The organism is Rhizobium sp. NLR22b, from assembly GCF_019685295.1.
In the GTDB taxonomy this organism is placed as follows: domain Bacteria; phylum Pseudomonadota; class Alphaproteobacteria; order Rhizobiales; family Rhizobiaceae; genus Rhizobium.
The window spans coordinates 25,127-41,617 of record NZ_JABDWM010000009.1; the positions used below are offsets into that span (position 1 = coordinate 25,127).

General features: G+C 61.8%; 20 protein-coding genes. 9 read left to right on the forward strand and 11 right to left on the reverse strand.

Annotated elements, in window-relative coordinates; all coding sequences use genetic code 11:
- Positions 1-11: 11 nt before the first annotated feature.
- The 5 genes from HJC00_RS15990 to HJC00_RS16010 form a co-directional block, all read right to left on the reverse strand.
- Positions 12-845, reverse strand: coding sequence for a carbohydrate ABC transporter permease (locus tag HJC00_RS15990; RefSeq protein ID WP_221146614.1), 834 nt, complete (start codon positions 843-845; stop codon positions 12-14).
- Positions 842-1,765, reverse strand: coding sequence for a carbohydrate ABC transporter permease (locus tag HJC00_RS15995; RefSeq protein WP_210631352.1), 924 nt, complete (start codon positions 1,763-1,765; stop codon positions 842-844). The genes HJC00_RS15990 and HJC00_RS15995 overlap by 4 nt, the downstream gene beginning before the upstream one ends.
- Positions 1,758-2,939 carry an ABC transporter ATP-binding protein gene (locus tag HJC00_RS16000; protein ID WP_210631353.1) on the reverse strand — a complete coding sequence of 394 codons (1,182 nt, stop codon included), beginning with the start codon at positions 2,937-2,939 and terminating at the stop codon, positions 1,758-1,760. Before HJC00_RS16000 ends, HJC00_RS15995 begins: the two co-directional genes overlap by 8 nt.
- The gene (locus HJC00_RS16005) at positions 2,936-3,766 is read right to left on the reverse strand and encodes a metallophosphoesterase (RefSeq protein ID WP_221146613.1); all 831 of its coding nucleotides are present in this window, start codon (positions 3,764-3,766) and stop codon (positions 2,936-2,938) included. Before HJC00_RS16005 ends, HJC00_RS16000 begins: the two co-directional genes overlap by 4 nt.
- A gap of 192 nt (positions 3,767-3,958) precedes the next feature.
- The gene (locus HJC00_RS16010; protein WP_210631355.1) at positions 3,959-4,354 is read right to left on the reverse strand and encodes a hypothetical protein; all 396 of its coding nucleotides are present in this window, start codon (positions 4,352-4,354) and stop codon (positions 3,959-3,961) included.
- 207 nt (positions 4,355-4,561) lie between these two features.
- On the opposite strand from HJC00_RS16010, the gene HJC00_RS16015 reads away from it, so the two are divergent.
- The 6 genes from HJC00_RS16015 to HJC00_RS16040 all read left to right on the forward strand — a co-directional run bounded on the left by HJC00_RS16015 (position 4,562) and on the right by HJC00_RS16040 (position 8,680).
- Positions 4,562-4,750 carry a hypothetical protein gene (locus HJC00_RS16015; RefSeq protein ID WP_221146612.1) on the forward strand — a complete coding sequence of 63 codons (189 nt, stop codon included), beginning with the start codon at positions 4,562-4,564 and terminating at the stop codon, positions 4,748-4,750.
- Positions 4,751-4,843: 93 nt separating this feature from the next.
- Positions 4,844-5,137 (forward strand): hypothetical protein, encoded by a 294-nt coding sequence (locus HJC00_RS16020; RefSeq protein WP_210631357.1) that lies wholly within the window; start codon positions 4,844-4,846, stop codon positions 5,135-5,137.
- Between the two features lie 59 nt (positions 5,138-5,196).
- Positions 5,197-5,703 (forward strand): helix-turn-helix domain-containing protein, encoded by a 507-nt coding sequence (locus HJC00_RS16025; protein ID WP_210631358.1) that lies wholly within the window; start codon positions 5,197-5,199, stop codon positions 5,701-5,703.
- 13 nt (positions 5,704-5,716) lie between these two features.
- A complete protein-coding gene (gene fabF / locus HJC00_RS16030) occupies positions 5,717-6,982 on the forward strand; it encodes a beta-ketoacyl-ACP synthase II (RefSeq protein WP_221146611.1) in 1,266 nt (421 codons plus the stop codon).
- A 92-nt stretch (positions 6,983-7,074) separates the two neighbouring features.
- The gene (locus tag HJC00_RS16035; RefSeq protein ID WP_210631360.1) at positions 7,075-7,503 is read left to right on the forward strand and encodes a DUF4864 domain-containing protein; all 429 of its coding nucleotides are present in this window, start codon (positions 7,075-7,077) and stop codon (positions 7,501-7,503) included.
- A gap of 106 nt (positions 7,504-7,609) precedes the next feature.
- Positions 7,610-8,680, forward strand: coding sequence for an acyltransferase (locus HJC00_RS16040; protein WP_221155074.1), 1,071 nt, complete (start codon positions 7,610-7,612; stop codon positions 8,678-8,680).
- Positions 8,681-8,682: 2 nt separating this feature from the next.
- Here the strand turns inward: HJC00_RS16040 and tgt are convergent, their stop codons facing one another.
- The 5 genes from tgt to coaD all read right to left on the reverse strand — a co-directional run bounded on the left by tgt (position 8,683) and on the right by coaD (position 12,616).
- The gene (tgt, locus tag HJC00_RS16045) at positions 8,683-9,813 is read right to left on the reverse strand and encodes a tRNA guanosine(34) transglycosylase Tgt (RefSeq protein WP_221164349.1); all 1,131 of its coding nucleotides are present in this window, start codon (positions 9,811-9,813) and stop codon (positions 8,683-8,685) included.
- Positions 9,814-10,896: a tRNA preQ1(34) S-adenosylmethionine ribosyltransferase-isomerase QueA gene (gene queA / locus HJC00_RS16050; protein WP_210631363.1), complete on the reverse strand. Its 1,083-nt coding sequence runs from the start codon at positions 10,894-10,896 to the stop codon at positions 9,814-9,816. It lies immediately after the preceding gene.
- Between the two features lie 72 nt (positions 10,897-10,968).
- The gene (locus HJC00_RS16055) at positions 10,969-11,478 is read right to left on the reverse strand and encodes a peptidylprolyl isomerase (protein WP_010029525.1); all 510 of its coding nucleotides are present in this window, start codon (positions 11,476-11,478) and stop codon (positions 10,969-10,971) included.
- Positions 11,479-11,506: 28 nt separating this feature from the next.
- Positions 11,507-12,079, reverse strand: a complete 573-nt coding sequence (locus tag HJC00_RS16060; RefSeq protein ID WP_210631364.1) for a peptidylprolyl isomerase — start codon at positions 12,077-12,079, stop codon at positions 11,507-11,509.
- Between the two features lie 42 nt (positions 12,080-12,121).
- Positions 12,122-12,616, reverse strand: coding sequence for a pantetheine-phosphate adenylyltransferase (gene coaD / locus HJC00_RS16065; RefSeq protein ID WP_210631365.1), 495 nt, complete (start codon positions 12,614-12,616; stop codon positions 12,122-12,124).
- 90 nt (positions 12,617-12,706) lie between these two features.
- Here coaD and HJC00_RS16070 point away from each other — a divergent pair, with 90 nt between their 5' ends.
- The 3 genes from HJC00_RS16070 to HJC00_RS32615 all read left to right on the forward strand — a co-directional run bounded on the left by HJC00_RS16070 (position 12,707) and on the right by HJC00_RS32615 (position 13,476).
- The gene (locus tag HJC00_RS16070; RefSeq protein ID WP_210631366.1) at positions 12,707-13,006 is read left to right on the forward strand and encodes a hypothetical protein; all 300 of its coding nucleotides are present in this window, start codon (positions 12,707-12,709) and stop codon (positions 13,004-13,006) included.
- 143 nt (positions 13,007-13,149) lie between these two features.
- A complete protein-coding gene (locus HJC00_RS16075; protein WP_210631367.1) occupies positions 13,150-13,305 on the forward strand; it encodes a hypothetical protein in 156 nt (51 codons plus the stop codon).
- Between the two features lie 36 nt (positions 13,306-13,341).
- On the forward strand, positions 13,342-13,476 hold the full coding sequence (locus tag HJC00_RS32615; protein WP_010056528.1) for a hypothetical protein: 135 nt from the start codon (positions 13,342-13,344) through the stop codon (positions 13,474-13,476).
- Positions 13,477-13,651: 175 nt separating this feature from the next.
- Here HJC00_RS32615 and gyrA read toward each other — a convergent pair whose 3' ends face one another.
- On the reverse strand, positions 13,652-16,441 hold the full coding sequence (gene gyrA, locus HJC00_RS16080; RefSeq protein ID WP_221146608.1) for a DNA gyrase subunit A: 2,790 nt from the start codon (positions 16,439-16,441) through the stop codon (positions 13,652-13,654).
- Positions 16,442-16,491: the final 50 nt, after the last annotated feature.

A 16,491-nucleotide genomic window follows, 5' to 3' on the forward strand; every position in this document is an offset into this window, starting at 1 on the left:
AGTTGAACCGATCAGCCTTTGAGACCGGTCATGGTGATGCCCTCGACGAAACGCTTCTGCGCAAGCAGGAAGGCGATGACGAGGGGAAGGGTAATCATGAGGGTGGCGGCCATTAGCGCGCCGTAGTCGTCGCCGGCTTCGGCGGCGCGAAAATACATCAGCCCGAGCGGCGGCGTGGCGTAGTCCTGCCTGCTGATGACGACCAGCGGCCAGTAGAGGTCATTCCAGTGCGCGACGACCGAGAAGATGGCGAAGGCAGTGACTGCAGGCCAGGCATTCGGCACGATGACGCGAGCGACGATGCCGAGCTCGGACATGCCGTCGAGACGCGCAGCATGGATGAGATCATCCGGCATGGCGCGAAAGAACTGCAGAAACATGAAGATCGCGAAGACCGAAATGGTGAAGGGCGCAACGAGGGCGGCGTAGCCGTTGAGCAGCGAGGCGTGGTCGAAGGCGACATAGAGCGGCAAGGCGGTCGCATGGATCGGCACCAGCAGGCCGAGCATGACCAGCACTATCATGGCACGTGCGGCCCCAAAGCGCAGTTTCGCCATCGCATAGGCGCAAGGGATCGCCACCAGCACCTGGAAGAAGAAGATCAGCCCACAGACGACGACGCCGTTCCACAGGAGCCGCGCCATCGGCACCCGGCTCAGGGCCCTGGCAAAATTCTCCGCATAGGTGAGGTGCGCCGGGATCAACGACAGCGACGAGGTAAAAATATCGCTCTGCGCCTTGCCTGCCGCCGAAATCATGAAGACGTAGGGCGAAAGGAAGATGATCGCGCCCAGGGAAAGCAGCGTCAGGCGGATGATCCGGCCGAGGGAAAAAGCGCGCGTCATGTGTAATGCACCCGCCGATCGAGGATGCGGAACTGCAGGAACATCAGCACCACGAGGATCAGGAGAAAGACAACGGTCATCGCCGAGGCGTAGCCGACGCGCAGGTAGACGAAACCTTCCTGGTAGATGGTAAAGAGCAGCACCTCCGACGCCTTGTTCGGCCCGCCTTCCGTCAGCGTCTTGACCGTCTCGAAGACCTTCACCGCGTTGGTGATGCTGATCGTGATGACGAAGAGCGTCGTCGGCCCGAGCATTGGCCAGGTGACGAGCAGGAAGCGATCGAGGGCGGATTTGGCGCCGTCCACTTCGGCTGCCGCGTAAAGTTCGCGCGGGATCGCCGTCAGCCCGGCCAGGAACAACACCATGTTGAAGCCGGCCGACTGCCAGACGCCGATGATCGAGAGGCTGTAGAGCACCGTGCCGGAACTGCCCAGCCAGTTCGGCCCTGGCAATCCCGCCAATGCCAGAAGCGCGTTGATGGGTCCGATGGTCGGATGAAACATATATTGCCAGACGGTCGCCATAGCGACGATCAGTGAGGCGACCGGCAGGAAATAAGCGGTGCGGAAGAAGCTGCGCGCCGCCGTCTCGCTCTCGATCAGCATGGCGATACCGAGGCCGAGAAGGATCGAGACGGGCGCGACGATCGCCGTATAGACCGTCGTATTCCAGAGCGACTTGCGGAACGTGCGGTCGGTGATCAGATGCGCGTAATTCTCGAAGCCGACGAAGCGGAACTTGCCGTAGCCGAGTTCGAAATCGGTAAAGCCGAGGAAGATGACAGCCGCGACCGGCAAAAGCACGAAGAGGAACAGCAGCACGATCGCCGGCAGCACCAGCATCCAGGCGATGCGGGCCTCGCTGCTCCGATGTGCAACGGCGGGATTGCCAACTACGCCCATGGAAACGACGTTAGCCATGCGCCCTCTCCCGCGCGATATCGCCTGCGGCGAGCTCATTGCCGGCCTCCGCGCGAGCGGCCAGCCGGCTGCCATCCTTGGCGAAAGCCATCGTCCGACCTGTGGCAAGCCGCAGCCCGACCGGATCGCCGGCGGCGAGGCCTGCAGCCTCCGGCGGCTGAACCTTGGCGATCACGGTCTCGCCGATCGCATCGAGACGGCAATGGAGGATGACCTCCGATCCCAGGAACTCGACGCGCTCGATCCGGGCGGCAAGCCCGTCCTGGCGGTTCCGGTCGAGAGAGACGAACTCGGGGCGAATGGCGAGCGTGACCGGCATCTTGCCGGCGGGCGAGTTTTCCAGCGTCAGGCGCAGGTCGCCAAAGGCAACCACACCGTCTTCGGCTTCCGCCGGCAGTTGATTGATGCGCGGCTGGCCGATGAAACGGGCGACCTCGACATGGGCGGGATCGTCATAGATGACCTCGGGGCTTGCGATCTGCAGCAACCGGCCGCCCATCATCACGGCGACGCGATCCGCCATCGACAGCGCTTCCGCCTGATCATGGGTGACGTAGAGCGTCGGCACGCCGGCGCGGCGATGCAGGTCGACGATCTCGCCCCGGGCGTGGACGCGCAGGTTGGCGTCGAGGTTGGACAGCGGCTCGTCCATCAGGAAGATGCTCGGCCGGCGCACCATGGCGCGGGCGAGCGCCACGCGCTGGCGCTGACCGCCGGACATCTGGCCGGGCTTGCGGTCGAGCAGGTGTTCGATCTTGAGTGATGTCGCCATTTCCCTGACGTCGCGGGCGATCGCCGCGCGGATGGCGCGCTGGCTCGGCATCAACGAACCGATGAAGGGCAGCCGTTGCATGTTCGACAGCCGGCGCATCGCCAACGGCACGGCGATATTCTGCGACGCCGTCAGATGCGGATAGAGGGCGTAGGACTGAAAGACCATGGCGATGTTGCGGTCGGCGGCTGCCACGCCCGACATATCTTTCCCGCCGATCAGGATCTCGCCCCCGTTGGCGTGGTCGAGGCCGGCAAGCACGCGCAGGAGCGTGCTCTTGCCGCAGCCGGAGGGACCCACCAGCGCGATGAATTCGCCGCCGCCGACATCGAGGCTGACGCCATTCAGGATCTGGTTACCGGCGAAGGACTTGGTGATGCCGCGAAGCGAGAGCGCGCTCATTCCACCGGTTCCCGCTGCTTGACCGCCTGGGGATAGACCTCGTGAACGACGTCATCGAGCACATGCGCGGTCATGCCGGGCACGGCGACGATCGCGCTTGCGACCGACGTATCGAACTCGTGGACGACGGCGCCGATCAGGCGCTCGCCCGGCATTTCCCGCTCCATCTTATCGATGATGAAGGCCGCCGACGGCCCCCATGTCAGCTGGGTGTTGCCGAAGCCGCCCTGCCAGGCCCAATGGAGGTGGCCGCTGGCGAAAAGAGCCACGTCATGGGCGGCGATCAGCTCGTAGAGCTGCTGGCGCTGAGCCGGCCGGACGCTCCAATAGCCGGTATCGCCTTCGTCGGGTGCATCCACGAACAGCGGCTTATGCGCGAACAGGGCCACGCGCCGCCCGGCCCTGTCGGCAAGCGCCCGCTCGAGCCATTCGAACTGCGCCTGCTCCTCATCGTCCTCATGACCGAGAAGCAGCGCGTTCAAGCCGATGAAGCGCCAGCCGGCTCCATCTTCCAGCCAGCGATCGGGGCCGGCGACGCTGCGCCAGCGGGCCAGCCGCTCGGCATTGACGGGCTGGTCCGAACCCTTGAGGTGGCCGACATCGTGATTGCCGGGAACGATTAGCATCGGGATCGATACCTGGCGCATGAGATCCATCGAGAAGACGATGTCCTCGTCCTTGTCGGCGCCGTCGACGGTGAGATCACCGGTATGGACGATCAGATCGGCGCCGGTCTCTTCGATCCAGCTTAAAAGTGGTGCCCAGTTGCCGTTGAAATGCGGCTTGCCGGGGCTGAAATGCGTGTCGGTGATCTGAATGATTTTCATGGGGCGCGCGCGTCTCCGAGAACCTCGGAAGCGTCTCCTGGACGCTCCCTTCTCGGCCCCTCTCTAGAGGGCTCCCATGTCAATCAGACAGCTGCGGTTTTCAGCTGTTTTTCAGTTTTGACGTCAATCCGTCACACAGGCGCAGGCCGCTCCCGCATCGGGAGCCGGCTAACCTGCGGGATCGGATGGAGATCAATGCCGCGGCGCGTTGGCGGGAATGGACGATACCGTCGCCGAAACGGGGTCGCTTGCCGGAAAGGTGTCCTCGAGACCTTCGTTAAGCTCCTCTTCCAGCGTTTCGCTATCGTGGGTGGAACGCGCGCTCGGCTGGCCGACGAGGCCCTTGCTGCCTTCGTCAAAATTGCCGTTGCTCAGGGCGTCGTACCGGTTGATGCTGCCGTCCGCGTTGCGGCCCGGAAAGGCGGTCAGCTGAACCATCATCACCTTGGCGTGGTCGAGCGCCGTCGAACTGTCGAGCTCGCCATGGGAATTGTTGATTTTGACGGCAATCGACTCTCCTCCCTCGCCCAGGAATTCCACAATGAAGAAGTTGCCGGACTGTGTCACGCGCGTATCGATCAACTGCATGGGAGCCTCCTGTGTTCATGCCAAACCAACGGCGATCAGCAGCAGGAGTTCCACAACGACGCCATTTCCATGCTGTGCATGCTGCGCCGAGGGTCAGATCCGCTGAAACTCGGCTGGCTTTTATGGTTAATTTATTAATAATTCGGAGTTTATATTGGAACCAGGCGGCCTTTCCGCATGTTGTTGCTGCGCCGTGGAGGAACCTCGATGATCCTGAAAATCCTTGCTCCCAAGATCGACGCCGATTGCCATGATACCGGCACCTATTCCGACGGGATCTTCGCCGAAAACCGCATCGACCTTTCGTCGCGCGGTGACGGCCGCCGTCGTTCCCCACATGAACGCGATTACGGCGCCGACAGAAAACTGGAAAAACTGCCGCTCGGCTTCGTCTAAGCAGCCTGCGGAAGGCCATAACCTCCTCTTGCCGGCCGGATGATCCCGGCCACATTCTCCTGTGACGCCACTCGCGCAGGTCAGGAGAACCCTTTGCCCTGGATCGCCTACATCGCCCATTTCATCGCCGCGGCCTTTCTGGTCAACGGCATCCCGCATTTCGTCAACGGCGCCAGCGGCCGGCGCTTCCGCACCCCGTTCGCCAATCCAAGTTCGCCGACGGTGAATGTCATATGGGGCTGGGCGAACTTCCTCATCGCCTTCCTGCTCTTTGCCAATATCGGGCCGCTCTATATCGGCACTCCGGGCGATACGATCTTCGCCGCGGCTGGCATGCTCGTCACCGGCATCCTGCTCGCCCGCTTCTTCGGAGGTGACGGCATCTAGAGCTTTCCTACGCATATGTTACTTGCATGATGATAGTCACTCCTGTACTGACATCTGCCATGCAGCGGACAAGTTTCAGCCAATTCAAATGCCCGGCGGCGCGCGCGCTGGACAGCGTCGGCGACTGGTGGAGCATCCTGATCCTGCGCGACGCCTTCCAGGGGCTGTCGCGCTTCGACGACTTCCAAAAAAGCCTCGGCGTGGCCCCGAACATCCTGACGCGACGGCTGAAACACCTGACGGATGAAGGGCTGTTCGAACGACGGCTCTACCAGCAGCGCCCTGCCCGCTACGAATATCTGCTGACAGAAAAGGGGCGCGATTTCTTTCCGGTGCTGATGGCGCTGTTTTCCTGGGGAAGTCGGCACATTCCGGAAGAGGATCTCGCCTTTCTACTCAGCGACGCCGCCTCCGGCAAAGCGCGCGAGACGGTCCTTGTGGACGCACGAACCGGCGAAGAAGTAACGCCCCAAAACACCAGCCTGCTCGCTGGACCAGCCGCCGACGACGAGGTGCGTGCGCGGATCGCCCGCATGCGCGCCTGGTATCTCGGCATCGACGCATAGAGAGGAAAATACCATGGATCGCATCGTTGTCACCGGCATGGGACTTGTCTCGCCCCTCGGCACCGGCGTCGAGCCTGCCTGGAAACGTCTCGTCGACGGCGCCTCCGGTCTGAGGGTGCTGCCGGCCGATGTCGTCGGCGAGCTTTCGGCCAAGGTTGGCGGTGTCGTCCCCGGCCTCATCGAGGATGTCGAGGCTGGTTTCGACCCCGACCGCTCCATCACGCCGAAGGACCAGAAAAAAATGGATCGCTTCATCCAGTTCGCCATGGCGGCGACGGAGGAGGCGGTGAAGCAGGCAGGCTGGATGCCGACCGATGAAGGCAGCCGTGAACGCACCGCAACGATCATCGCTTCGGGCGTCGGCGGCTTTCCTGCGATCGCCGAAGCAGTGCGGATCGGCGAGACGCGAGGCGTGCGGCGGCTATCGCCCTTCACCGTGCCCTCCTTCCTCGTCAACCTCGCCGCCGGCCAGGTCAGCATCCGCTATGGGTTCAAGGGTCCGCTCGGCGCGCCGGTGACAGCCTGTGCCGCCAGCGTCCAGGCTATTGGTGATGCGGCGCGGTTGATCCGCTCCGGCGAAGCCGATGTGGCGATCTGCGGCGGTGCCGAGGCCTGCATCGACAAGGTAAGCCTCGGCGGCTTTGCCGCCGCGCGTGCGCTTTCCACCGGCTTCAACGAGACGCCGGAACTGGCCTCGCGGCCCTTCGACACAGCGCGCGACGGTTTCGTCATGGGCGAAGGCGCCGGCATCCTGGTGATCGAAACGCTGAACCATGCGCTGGCCCGCGGGGCCACACCGCTTGCAGAACTCGTCGGCTACGGCACGGCGGCGGATGCCTACCACATGACCGCAGGCCCAGAAGATGGCAATGGCGCGCGCCGGGCGATGGAGGCAGCACTCAGGCAGGCGAAGATTCCGGCCTCGGAGGTCCGGCACCTCAATGCGCACGCGACGTCGACACCGGTCGGAGACAAAGGCGAAATCGCTGCGATCGGCACGGTCTTCGGCCGCAACGGCGCCATTGCCGTCAGCGCGACGAAGTCGGCGACCGGCCATCTGCTCGGCGCGGCCGGCGGGTTGGAAGCAATCTTCACCATTCTTGCGCTGCGCGATCAACTCGCGCCGCCGACCCGCAACCTCAATGAAGTCGATCCGGCCGCCGACGGCATCGATATCGTCGGCAAGACGGCGCGGCCGCTGGCGATGGGCTATGCCATCACCAACGGCTTCGGTTTCGGCGGCGTCAATGCCAGCGCCCTGTTCCGGCGCTGGTCGTAACACGGCTGCGCAGTTTTGCTGGAATTGCGCCGGAAATCGCCTACACTTCCGCACTGTCGGGGATCTTTCTCCGACAGAGCCGGAGATCATCCATGCGCGCCTTCTTCGCAGTTCTCATCCTGTGTGCCGCGTCCCTCGTCTCCACCGTCTCAACCCGCGCCGAAGACCCGATCGACACGACACGGACGATGATCGAGGAGCAGATCAAAGCCTTCCTCAACGAGGATGCCGAGACCGCCTATTCCTTCGCCGCTCCCGCCATTAAGGCGATGTATCCCGACAAGAACCTGTTCTTCGCCATGGTGAAGAAGAGCTACGAGCCGGTCTATCATCCCGGCAATTACGCCTTTGGCCGCAGCCGCTCGATCGATAACGGCGCTCTGATCTACCACGAGGTGCTGATATCGGGCCGCGACGGCAGGGATTGGACGGCGATCTATCAGATGACCCGACAGCCGGACGGCAGCTACCGGATCAACGGCGTGCAGATGATGCCGGATGCCGACAGCAAAGGCATTTGAAGCGCTGTTCTTGGCTGGATGAAACACTGCCCGGCACTTGGATTCGTTGCACTAACCATTTTGAAATCGTGCTGGAGTAAAAATCCGTCAGCGGGGGATTGGCGGGTTGAATACAGGCAAGCAGTTTTTCACGGCACTTGAAGCGTTGCGAGGAATCGCGGCCATCGTGGTCATGTTCCTACACACTGGCGGCACGCTTGGTCCGATACCTGTCAACATCAGCTACCTTGCCGTTGACCTTTTCTTTCTTTTGAGCGGCGTCGTGCTTGCGAATTCGTACGAATGGCAACTGGCAACGGGACAGATTTCGCCTGCAGGATTTCTGCTGCAGCGTATCATTCGGCTTTATCCTGTATATCTGCTTTCTCTGCCTGTTGGCCTTGTCAGCTATGGAATTCAATTCGGCTTCGATTGCCTCACCTTGGCCGGACTTCTTCTGAAGGCGGTTCTGTTCATTCCAAACGCAGGCACGGGCGGCGCCTTTCCTCTGAACGGGCCCAGTTGGTCGCTCTTCTTCGAACTCTGGGCCGGAGTGCTGTTTTCCGTTCTTCTGGTGCGACTATCGTCCAGAATCTTGCTCGCCATCGCCCTCGCAACAGCGGCTATCACCTTGTACGGTGCCCTTGGGGGCAATTTCGACATTGGCCATCAGGCGGGCTATTTCGGATTTGGCTTCTCGAGAATTTTGTTCTCGTTCTCGCTCGGGATCTGCCTTCGCAGGTTGCACGAACTTCGGAGGCCGAATGCGGTCAATAGAGGCAATACCATCGGCATTTTCCTCTGTGGTTTGCTGATTGTGATCACGAATATACCCGCGAGCACATTCTACGGTTTTCCCTATTTTGATCTTTTCGTATGCTTCGTGATTTTCCCGGCCATTGTCTGGGTCGCAATGCGCACGAGGCAGACCGGCCTAATCGGGCTGGCATTCCGTTGGCTGGGGATCGTTTCCTATCCGATTTATATACTGCACGCCCCCATCTTCGAGTTGCTGCATTTACTGCGGCAAAAGGGCTTTGACCTCCCGGCCTCTCCGGCAGCTGGGATGGTCGTCGTGATAGCGATTATCATCATGGCGGGCATCGTCGCCATTCACTTCGACGAGCCAGTGCGCAAAAAGCTCAAGACAATGACTGCGCCAAGACCAGCATCTGAGCTTCCCGCGGGGGCGAGCTAGCCTCAAACCGGGTCGAGATCGCCCCTTGCCCATTCCTCCATGGTCTCCGCCATGAAGTCGGCGAAGCGGCCTTCGGCGATCGCCTTGCGGATGCCCTGCATCAGTTCCTGGTAATAGGCGAGATTGTGCCAGGAGAGCAGCATGCCGCCGAGCGCCTCATTGGCGCGGACGAGATGGTGCAGATAGGCGCGGGAATAATCGCGCGAGGCCGGGCAGTTCGACTGTTCGTCGAGCGGACGCATGTCCTCGGCATGACGGGCGTTGCGGATATTGACCTTGCCGCGGCGGGTGAAGGCCAGGCCATGGCGGCCGGAGCGGGTCGGCATGACGCAGTCGAACATGTCGATGCCACGGGCGACAGATTTGAGGATATCGTCAGGCGTGCCGACGCCCATGAGGTAACGGGGCTTCTCACCCGGAAGCACGGGCAACGTCGTTTCCAGCATCCGCAGCATGACATCCTGCGGCTCGCCGACGGCAAGACCGCCGACAGCGTATCCCTTGAGGTCGAGCTTGGTCAGCTCCTCGGCCGAACGGACGCGCAGCGCCGGGACGTCGCCGCCCTGGACGATGCCGAACATGGCCTTGCCGGGCTGCTCGCCGAAGGCCACCTTGCAGCGCTCGGCCCAGCGCAGCGACATTTCCATGGCGCGCTCGATCTCCTTCGGCTTGGCCGGCAGCGCCACGCATTCGTCGAGCTGCATCTGGATGTCGGAGCCGAGCAGGCCCTGGATTTCGATCGAGCGCTCCGGCGACATGTGGTGCAGGCTGCCGTCGACATGCGACTTGAAGGTGACACCCTGCTCGTCGAGCTTGCGCAGGCCGGACAGCGACATGACCTGGAAGCCGCCCGAATCCGTCAGGATAGGATGTTCCCAGCGGATCAGCTTGTGCAGGCCGCCGAGGCGGGCGACGCGCTCCGCTGTCGGGCGCAGCATCAGGTGATAGGTATTGCCGAGAATGATGTCAGCGCCGGTCTCGCGCACCTGGTCGAGATACATGGCCTTGACGGTTCCGACCGTCCCGACCGGCATGAAGGCCGGTGTGCGGATTTCGCCGCGCGGCATGGAAATCTCACCGAGACGGGCGCCGGCATCGGTCTTCTCGAGCGTGAATTGGAAGTTCTCTGTCATCTAGTCTTTCCGGAAAAGAAGGCTCGCGTCGCCGTAGGAGTAGAAGCGGTAGCCCATGGAAATAGCGTGTTCATAGGCCGCATGCATGGTTTCGAAGCCGGCGAAGGCCGAGACCAGCATGAACAGGGTCGAGCGCGGCAGGTGGAAATTGGTCATCAGCATGTCGACCGCCTTGAAACGGTAGCCGGGCGTGATGAAGATCCCGGTGGCGCCGGCCCAGGGCTTGATCTCTCCACTTTCCTCGGCGGCGCTCTCGATCAGCCGCAGCGAGGTGGTGCCGACACAGACGATACGCCCGCCTCTTTGCTTTACCGCGTTCAGCCGGGCAGCAGTTTCTGCGCTGACGTAACCGCTTTCGAGATGCATCTTGTGATCGGCGGTATCGTCAGCCTTCACAGGCAGGAAAGTTCCGGCGCCGACATGCAGAGTGACGAAATGGCGTTCGATACCGGCCTTGTCGAGGGTCTCAAACAGGCCAGGCGTGAAGTGCAGGCCGGCGGTGGGGGCTGCAACGGCGCCCTCCTCGCGGGCATAGATCGTCTGGTAGTCGATGCGGTCGCGCTCGTCCTCGGGGCGTTTGGCGGCGATGTAGGGCGGCAGCGGAATATGGCCGACGGCGCCAATCGCCTCGTCGAGCGCCGGACCGGAAAGATCGAAGGCGAGGGTCACTTCGCCGGCTTCGCCCTTTTCCTCCACCGTCGCATCGAGCGAGCCGATCATGCAGCTTTCGCCACTGTGGCCAAAGGCGATGCGATCGCCCTCCCTGATGCGCTTGCCCGGCTTGGCGAAGGCCTTCCAGCGGCTGGGACCGACGCGCATGTGCAGCGTCGCTGAGACCTGCTGCCCGCCAGCGCCGTCGCGATGACGGATGCCCTCGAGCTGGGCGGGAATGACCTTCGTGTCGTTGAAGACAAGCGCGTCCCCGGCGCGCAGAAATGACGGCAGATCGGAAACACGATGATCCGATAGTGCGCTTGCCGCATTTGCATTCACGACGAGCAGCCGTGCGCTGTCACGCGGCTCGGCGGGCCGCAGGGCGATGCGCTCCTCGGGCAGATCGAAATCGAAAAGGTCAACGCGCATAAGTGTACTTTCAGGCAAAGCGAAACCCGCCCCGCGCTCTCGCGCAAGGGCGGGTTTCAGCAAACATCACAATCAGACGTCGGCGGCAACCCGCATCGAGACGATCGAGTCCGGATCGGAGACCGGTTCGCCGCGCTTGATCTTGTCGACATTGTCCATGCCTTCGATCACTTGGCCCCAGACGGAATACTGCTTGTTCAGCCACGGCGCGTCGGTGAAGCAGATGAAGAACTGCGAGTTGGCCGAGTTCGGGTTCTGCGAACGGGCCATCGAGCAGGTGCCGCGAACATGCGAGGTCGCGGAGAATTCAGCCTTCAGGTCCGGCTTGGAGGAGCCGCCCATGCCGGCCCGGCCGGGATTGAAGGTTTCAGAACCCTTCTTGCCATATTCGACGTCGCCAGTCTGGGCCATGAAATCCTGAATGACGCGGTGGAAAACGACGCCGTCATAGGCCTTCTCGCGGGCGAGTTCCTTGATGCGGGCAACGTGCTCCGGAGCGACCTGCGGCAGCAGCTGAATGACAACCTTGCCCTTGGTGGTTTCCAGAATGATGGTGTTTTCGGGATCCTTGATCTCGGCCATTGTCTTCTCCTCTTGTTTCTCTTGTAACTCACTTCTTGCCCAGGGTGACCTTGATCATCCGGTCGGGATTTTTGACTTCGCCGTTCTGGCCTTCGCCACGCTTGATCTTGTCGACATTTTCCATGCCGGAAACGACCTTGCCGACGACGGTATACTGGCCGTTCAGGAAAGAACCGTCGGCAAACATGATGAAGAACTGCGAATTGGCGGAATTCGGATCCTGCGAACGAGCCATGCCGACAGTGCCGCGCACGAACGGGGTCTTAGAGAATTCAGCCGGGATGTCGGGCATGTCGGAGGAGCCGGTGCCGGCAAGGCTGGCATCGAAGCCCTTTTCCATGTTGCCGTATTTGACGTCGCCGGTCTGGGCCATGAAGCCGTCGATGACGCGGTGGAAGGCGACGTTGTCATATTCGCCCTTCTTGGCGAGCGCCTCGATCTGGTCGACATGCTTCGGCGCCACATCCGGCATCAGCTGGATCACCACCGGGCCGTTCTTCAGCTGAATGGTGAGATAATGATCGGCCGACTGGGCCAAGGCATCCCCCGCGAAGGAGGCAAGATATAGCACGCCGGCAAATGCGAGATAAAAGAGTTTCATGTGAGCTCCGTTGCGGCGTTATCCGCCTAGGCTTTGCGCTTGCTAGTTTGGGCGCTTGGATGTGAGGGCTTGCAAGACCGCGGCCGGGACGAAAGCGCTGACATCGCCGCCCATGGCGGCGATCTGGCGGACCAATGTGGCGGTAATGGGCCGCGACGCCGTGCCGGCCGGCAAAAAGATGGTCTGGATATCTGGCGCCATCGTTCTATTCATGCCGGCCATCTGCATTTCGTAGTCGAGATCCGTGCCATCGCGAAGGCCGCGGATCAGAAGTGTGGCGCCATGGGCGCGGGCGGCATGGACGACCAGATTGTCGAAGGCGACGACGGTGATGTCGCCGGTCTTGCCGGGCAAGGCTTCGGCCAGCGACAGGCGGATCAGCTCGGCTCGCTCTTCGAAAGAAAAGAGCGGCGCCTTGCCGGGATGGATGCCGATCGCGACGATGACTTTTTCGGCGACGTTCAGCGCCTGGACCAGAACATCCACATGTCCGTTGGTGATCGGGTCGAAGGACCCAGGATAAAAAGCTGTCGTCATCTGGCCCGGCCATTGGTTTGACGCCTTTTGTCACGGATGCGGACTTGTCGCAAGTGATTTACCCGGCCGCGCCGCTCGGCTGAACAACGGATGAACATGCCATTCAAGGCCGTTTCAGGCGGGATCTGTTTAACTCGGATCATCAACAAAGCCGATGCCATTCCGGCAGCCGGCGCTCCCAAAAGATCGAAATCCATGCTGATCGTGCTCGTTGCGCTTGCCATTGTTTTCTCCCTCGCCGCCGAGATGGCGTATGGCTACTTCGCCGATCGCTACGAGGTGAACTGGGTGCGGCCGGAGCTTGCCGAACATGCGGCGATTGTACGCGCCCAAGGCCGCCTGCGCGGAAATGAGGGTCGGCTGCGAGAAAAAATCGGATTTCGAATCTGAACGCCAGATGAACGAGACATTCAAGGATGCTTCAGATCGCCATTGGTAAACACCCGCTCAACATCCGGCGGAACCATTTTTAAACGGATGCGTTCACTCAACCGACACAGAAATGCGTCAAAGCGCGGCAGGAAGGACTAATAATGCCCGGCAAGATTACGATGATTAACGTGCTCTGGATGGTCATGGTCACGGGCATGCTCACCGCAACTGTCGCTCTTTATGACCAGAAGGTCGATGCCTCCAAAGTTTATGGCCCTTATGCTTCGGCTCGCACGGCCGTACTGGGCCAGTACTGAGGAGCGAGTACGCAACTCCCCAGGAAAGGAATGCCTATGTTCACGATCTTGACAGTGCTCACCGCCCTCATCAGCGTCATGTTCATCGTGTCTGTGGCCTCGACGATATCAGCGCTGCGGCGTGAAGGCGAAGAGGTGAAGGCGCTGAACGAAAAGCATAGCGCGTTCTGACATTCCTCTCTTTCCCTCCCATGAGCGGCACCGTTCCGCTCCTGGGGCTTTCAAAGCCGGATGCACCCAGCGTCCGGCTTTTTTTCTTGGCCAGTGAGTGAGCCAACTGAATGCTTCAGCCTGAAAGCCGGGCTCTAACAGAAAAGGGCGGCTCGAAGCCGCCCCGTTCATTCGATTATTCTTCGGCAGCACCGCCCGGATCACCATCGGCGACCGGCGTCTCATCGGCGCCTTCGACGGCCCCTTCCGTCTCATCCTCCTCCGGCTCACTGATGCGCTCGACCGAGACGACCTTCTCGTCCTTGGCCGTCGAGAAGATGGTGACGCCCTTGGTGGCGCGGCTGGCGATGCGGATGCCGCCGACCGGCACACGGATGAGCTGACCGCCATCAGAGACGAGCATGATCTGATCGCCGTCATCGACCGGGAAGGCTGCAACCAGTTCGCCGATCTCGCCGGTTTTCGACGTATCGGTAGCGCGGATGCCCTTACCGCCGCGGCCGGAGATACGGAAATCGTAAGAGGACGAACGCTTGCCGAAGCCCTTTTCGGAGACGGTGAGCACGAACTGTTCGCGTGCCTTCAGCTCCTCGTAGCGTTCGTCGGAGAGCTGTCCCTCCTCGGTGACCTCCTCTCCGACGAGAGCGATATCCTCTTCATCAACGCCTATCGCCCGGCGTTCGGCGGCAGAGCGCTTGAGGTAGGCGGCCCGTTCCCATGGCTCGGCATCGACATGGCCGACGATCGTCATCGAGATGATGCGGTCGCCCTCGCCGAGATTGATGCCGCGCACCCCGATCGAGTTGCGGCCGGCAAAGACGCGGACATCGTCGACCGAGAAGCGGATGCACTGGCCGAGCGCCGTGGTCAAAAGAACGTCGTCCCGCTCGGTGCAAGTCTCGACGGAGAGGATTTCATCGCCCTCCTCTTCCAGCTTCATGGCGATCTTGCCGTTGCGGTTGACCTGAACGAAGTCCGACAGCTTGTTGCGGCGAACCGTACCGCGCGTCGTCGAGAACATGACGTCGAGATTATCCCAGCTCGCCTCGTCCTCGGGCAAGGGCAGGATGGTGGTGATGCGCTCGCCGGGTTCGAGCGGCAGCATGTTGATCAGCGCCTTGCCGCGCGAGGTCGGCGTGCCGATCGGCAGTCGCCAGACCTTCTCCTTATAGACGATGCCGCGGGAGGAGAAGAACAGGACTGGCGTATGGGTGTTGACCACGAATAGCCGGCTAACGAAATCTTCGTCGCGGGTGGTCATGCCGGAGCGGCCCTTGCCGCCGCGGCGCTGGGCACGGTAGGTGGTCAGCGGCACGCGCTTGATGTAACCAAGATGCGAGACGGTGACGACCATATCCTCGCGGGCGATCAGATCCTCGTCGTCCATTTCGAGGCCGCCATCGACGATCTCGGTGCGGCGTGGCGTGCCGAACTCGTCGCGGACGGCGGACAGTTCGTCCTTGACGATGGTCTGGATGCGCACACGCGAGGAAAGAATATCGAGGTAATCCCGGATTTCCTCGCCTATCTTATTGAGTTCATCACCGATTTCGTCACGGCCGAGTGCAGTCAGGCGGGCAAGGCGCAGCTCGAGAATGGCGCGCGCCTGCTCCTCGGAGAGGTTGTAGGTGAGGTCGTCGTTGATGCGGTGGCGCGGATCGTCGATCAGACGGATCAGGCTTTCGACATCTTCGGCCGGCCAGCGGCGCGTCATCAGCTCTTCGCGGGCCGACTGCGGATCGGGCGCCTGGCGAATGACGCGGATGACTTCGTCGATATTGGCGACGGCGATCGCGAGGCCAACCAAGACGTGCGCGCGCTCGCGCGCCTTGCGCAGCAGGAACTTCGTTCTCCGGCTAACGACTTCCTCGCGGAAAGAGACGAAGGCGCGCAGCATGTCGAGCAGGGTCAGCTGCTCCGGCTTGCCGCCGTTCAGCGCCACCATGTTGCAGCCGAAGGAGGTCTGCAGCGGCGTGTAGCGATAAAGCTGATTGAGGATGACCTCGGCATTGGCGTCGCGCTTCAATTCGATGACGACGCGATAGCCTTGGCGGTCGGATTCGTCGCGCAAGTCGGAGATGCCCTCGATGCGCTTTTCACGCACCAACTCGGCCATCTTCTCGATCATCGTCGCCTTGTTCACCTGGTAGGGAATTTCGGTGATGATGATCTGCTCGCGGTCGCCGCGCATCGGCTCGATGGTGGCGACGCCACGCATGATGACGGAGCCACGGCCGGTCTCGTAGGCCGAGCGGATACCGGCACGGCCGAGGATCTTGGCGCCCGTGGGGAAGTCAGGGCCGGGAATGATCTGCATCAGTTCCGGCAGCTCGATCGCCGGATCGTTGATCAGCGCGATGCAGCCGTCGATCACTTCGGAGAGGTTGTGCGGCGGAATATTGGTGGCCATGCCGACGGCGATGCCGCCGGCGCCGTTGACGAGCAGGTTCGGGAACTTGGCGGGAACCACGACCGGCTCAGAGAGCGTGCCGTCATAGTTGTCGCGGAAATCGACGGTTTCCTTGTCGAGATCGTCGAGCAGCGAATGAGCAGCCTTTTCCAGGCGGCACTCGGTGTATCGTTCGGCCGCCGGCGGATCGCCGTCGACGGAGCCGAAATTGCCCTGACCGTCGATCAGCGGCAGCCTGAGCGACCAGGGCTGCGCCATGCGGGCGAGCGCATCATAGATCGCAGCGTTGCCGTGCGGATGGTATTTACCCATCACGTCGCCGGTAACGCGGGCGCATTTGACGTATTTCTTGTTCCAGTCGATGCCGAGCTCGGACATGCCGTAGAGGATGCGCCGGTGGACGGGCTTCAGGCCGTCGCGCACGTCGGGCAACGCGCGGCTGACGATGACGCTCATGGCGTAATCGAGATACGACCGCTGCATTTCCTCCATGATGGAGATGGGCTCGATGCCTGGCGGGAGCTTCCCGCCGCCGGGGGGTGTTTGCTCAGTCAAAACAGATCACGATCTCTTCTAGAATCACTTGAAGATTTATAGCGGAAAGC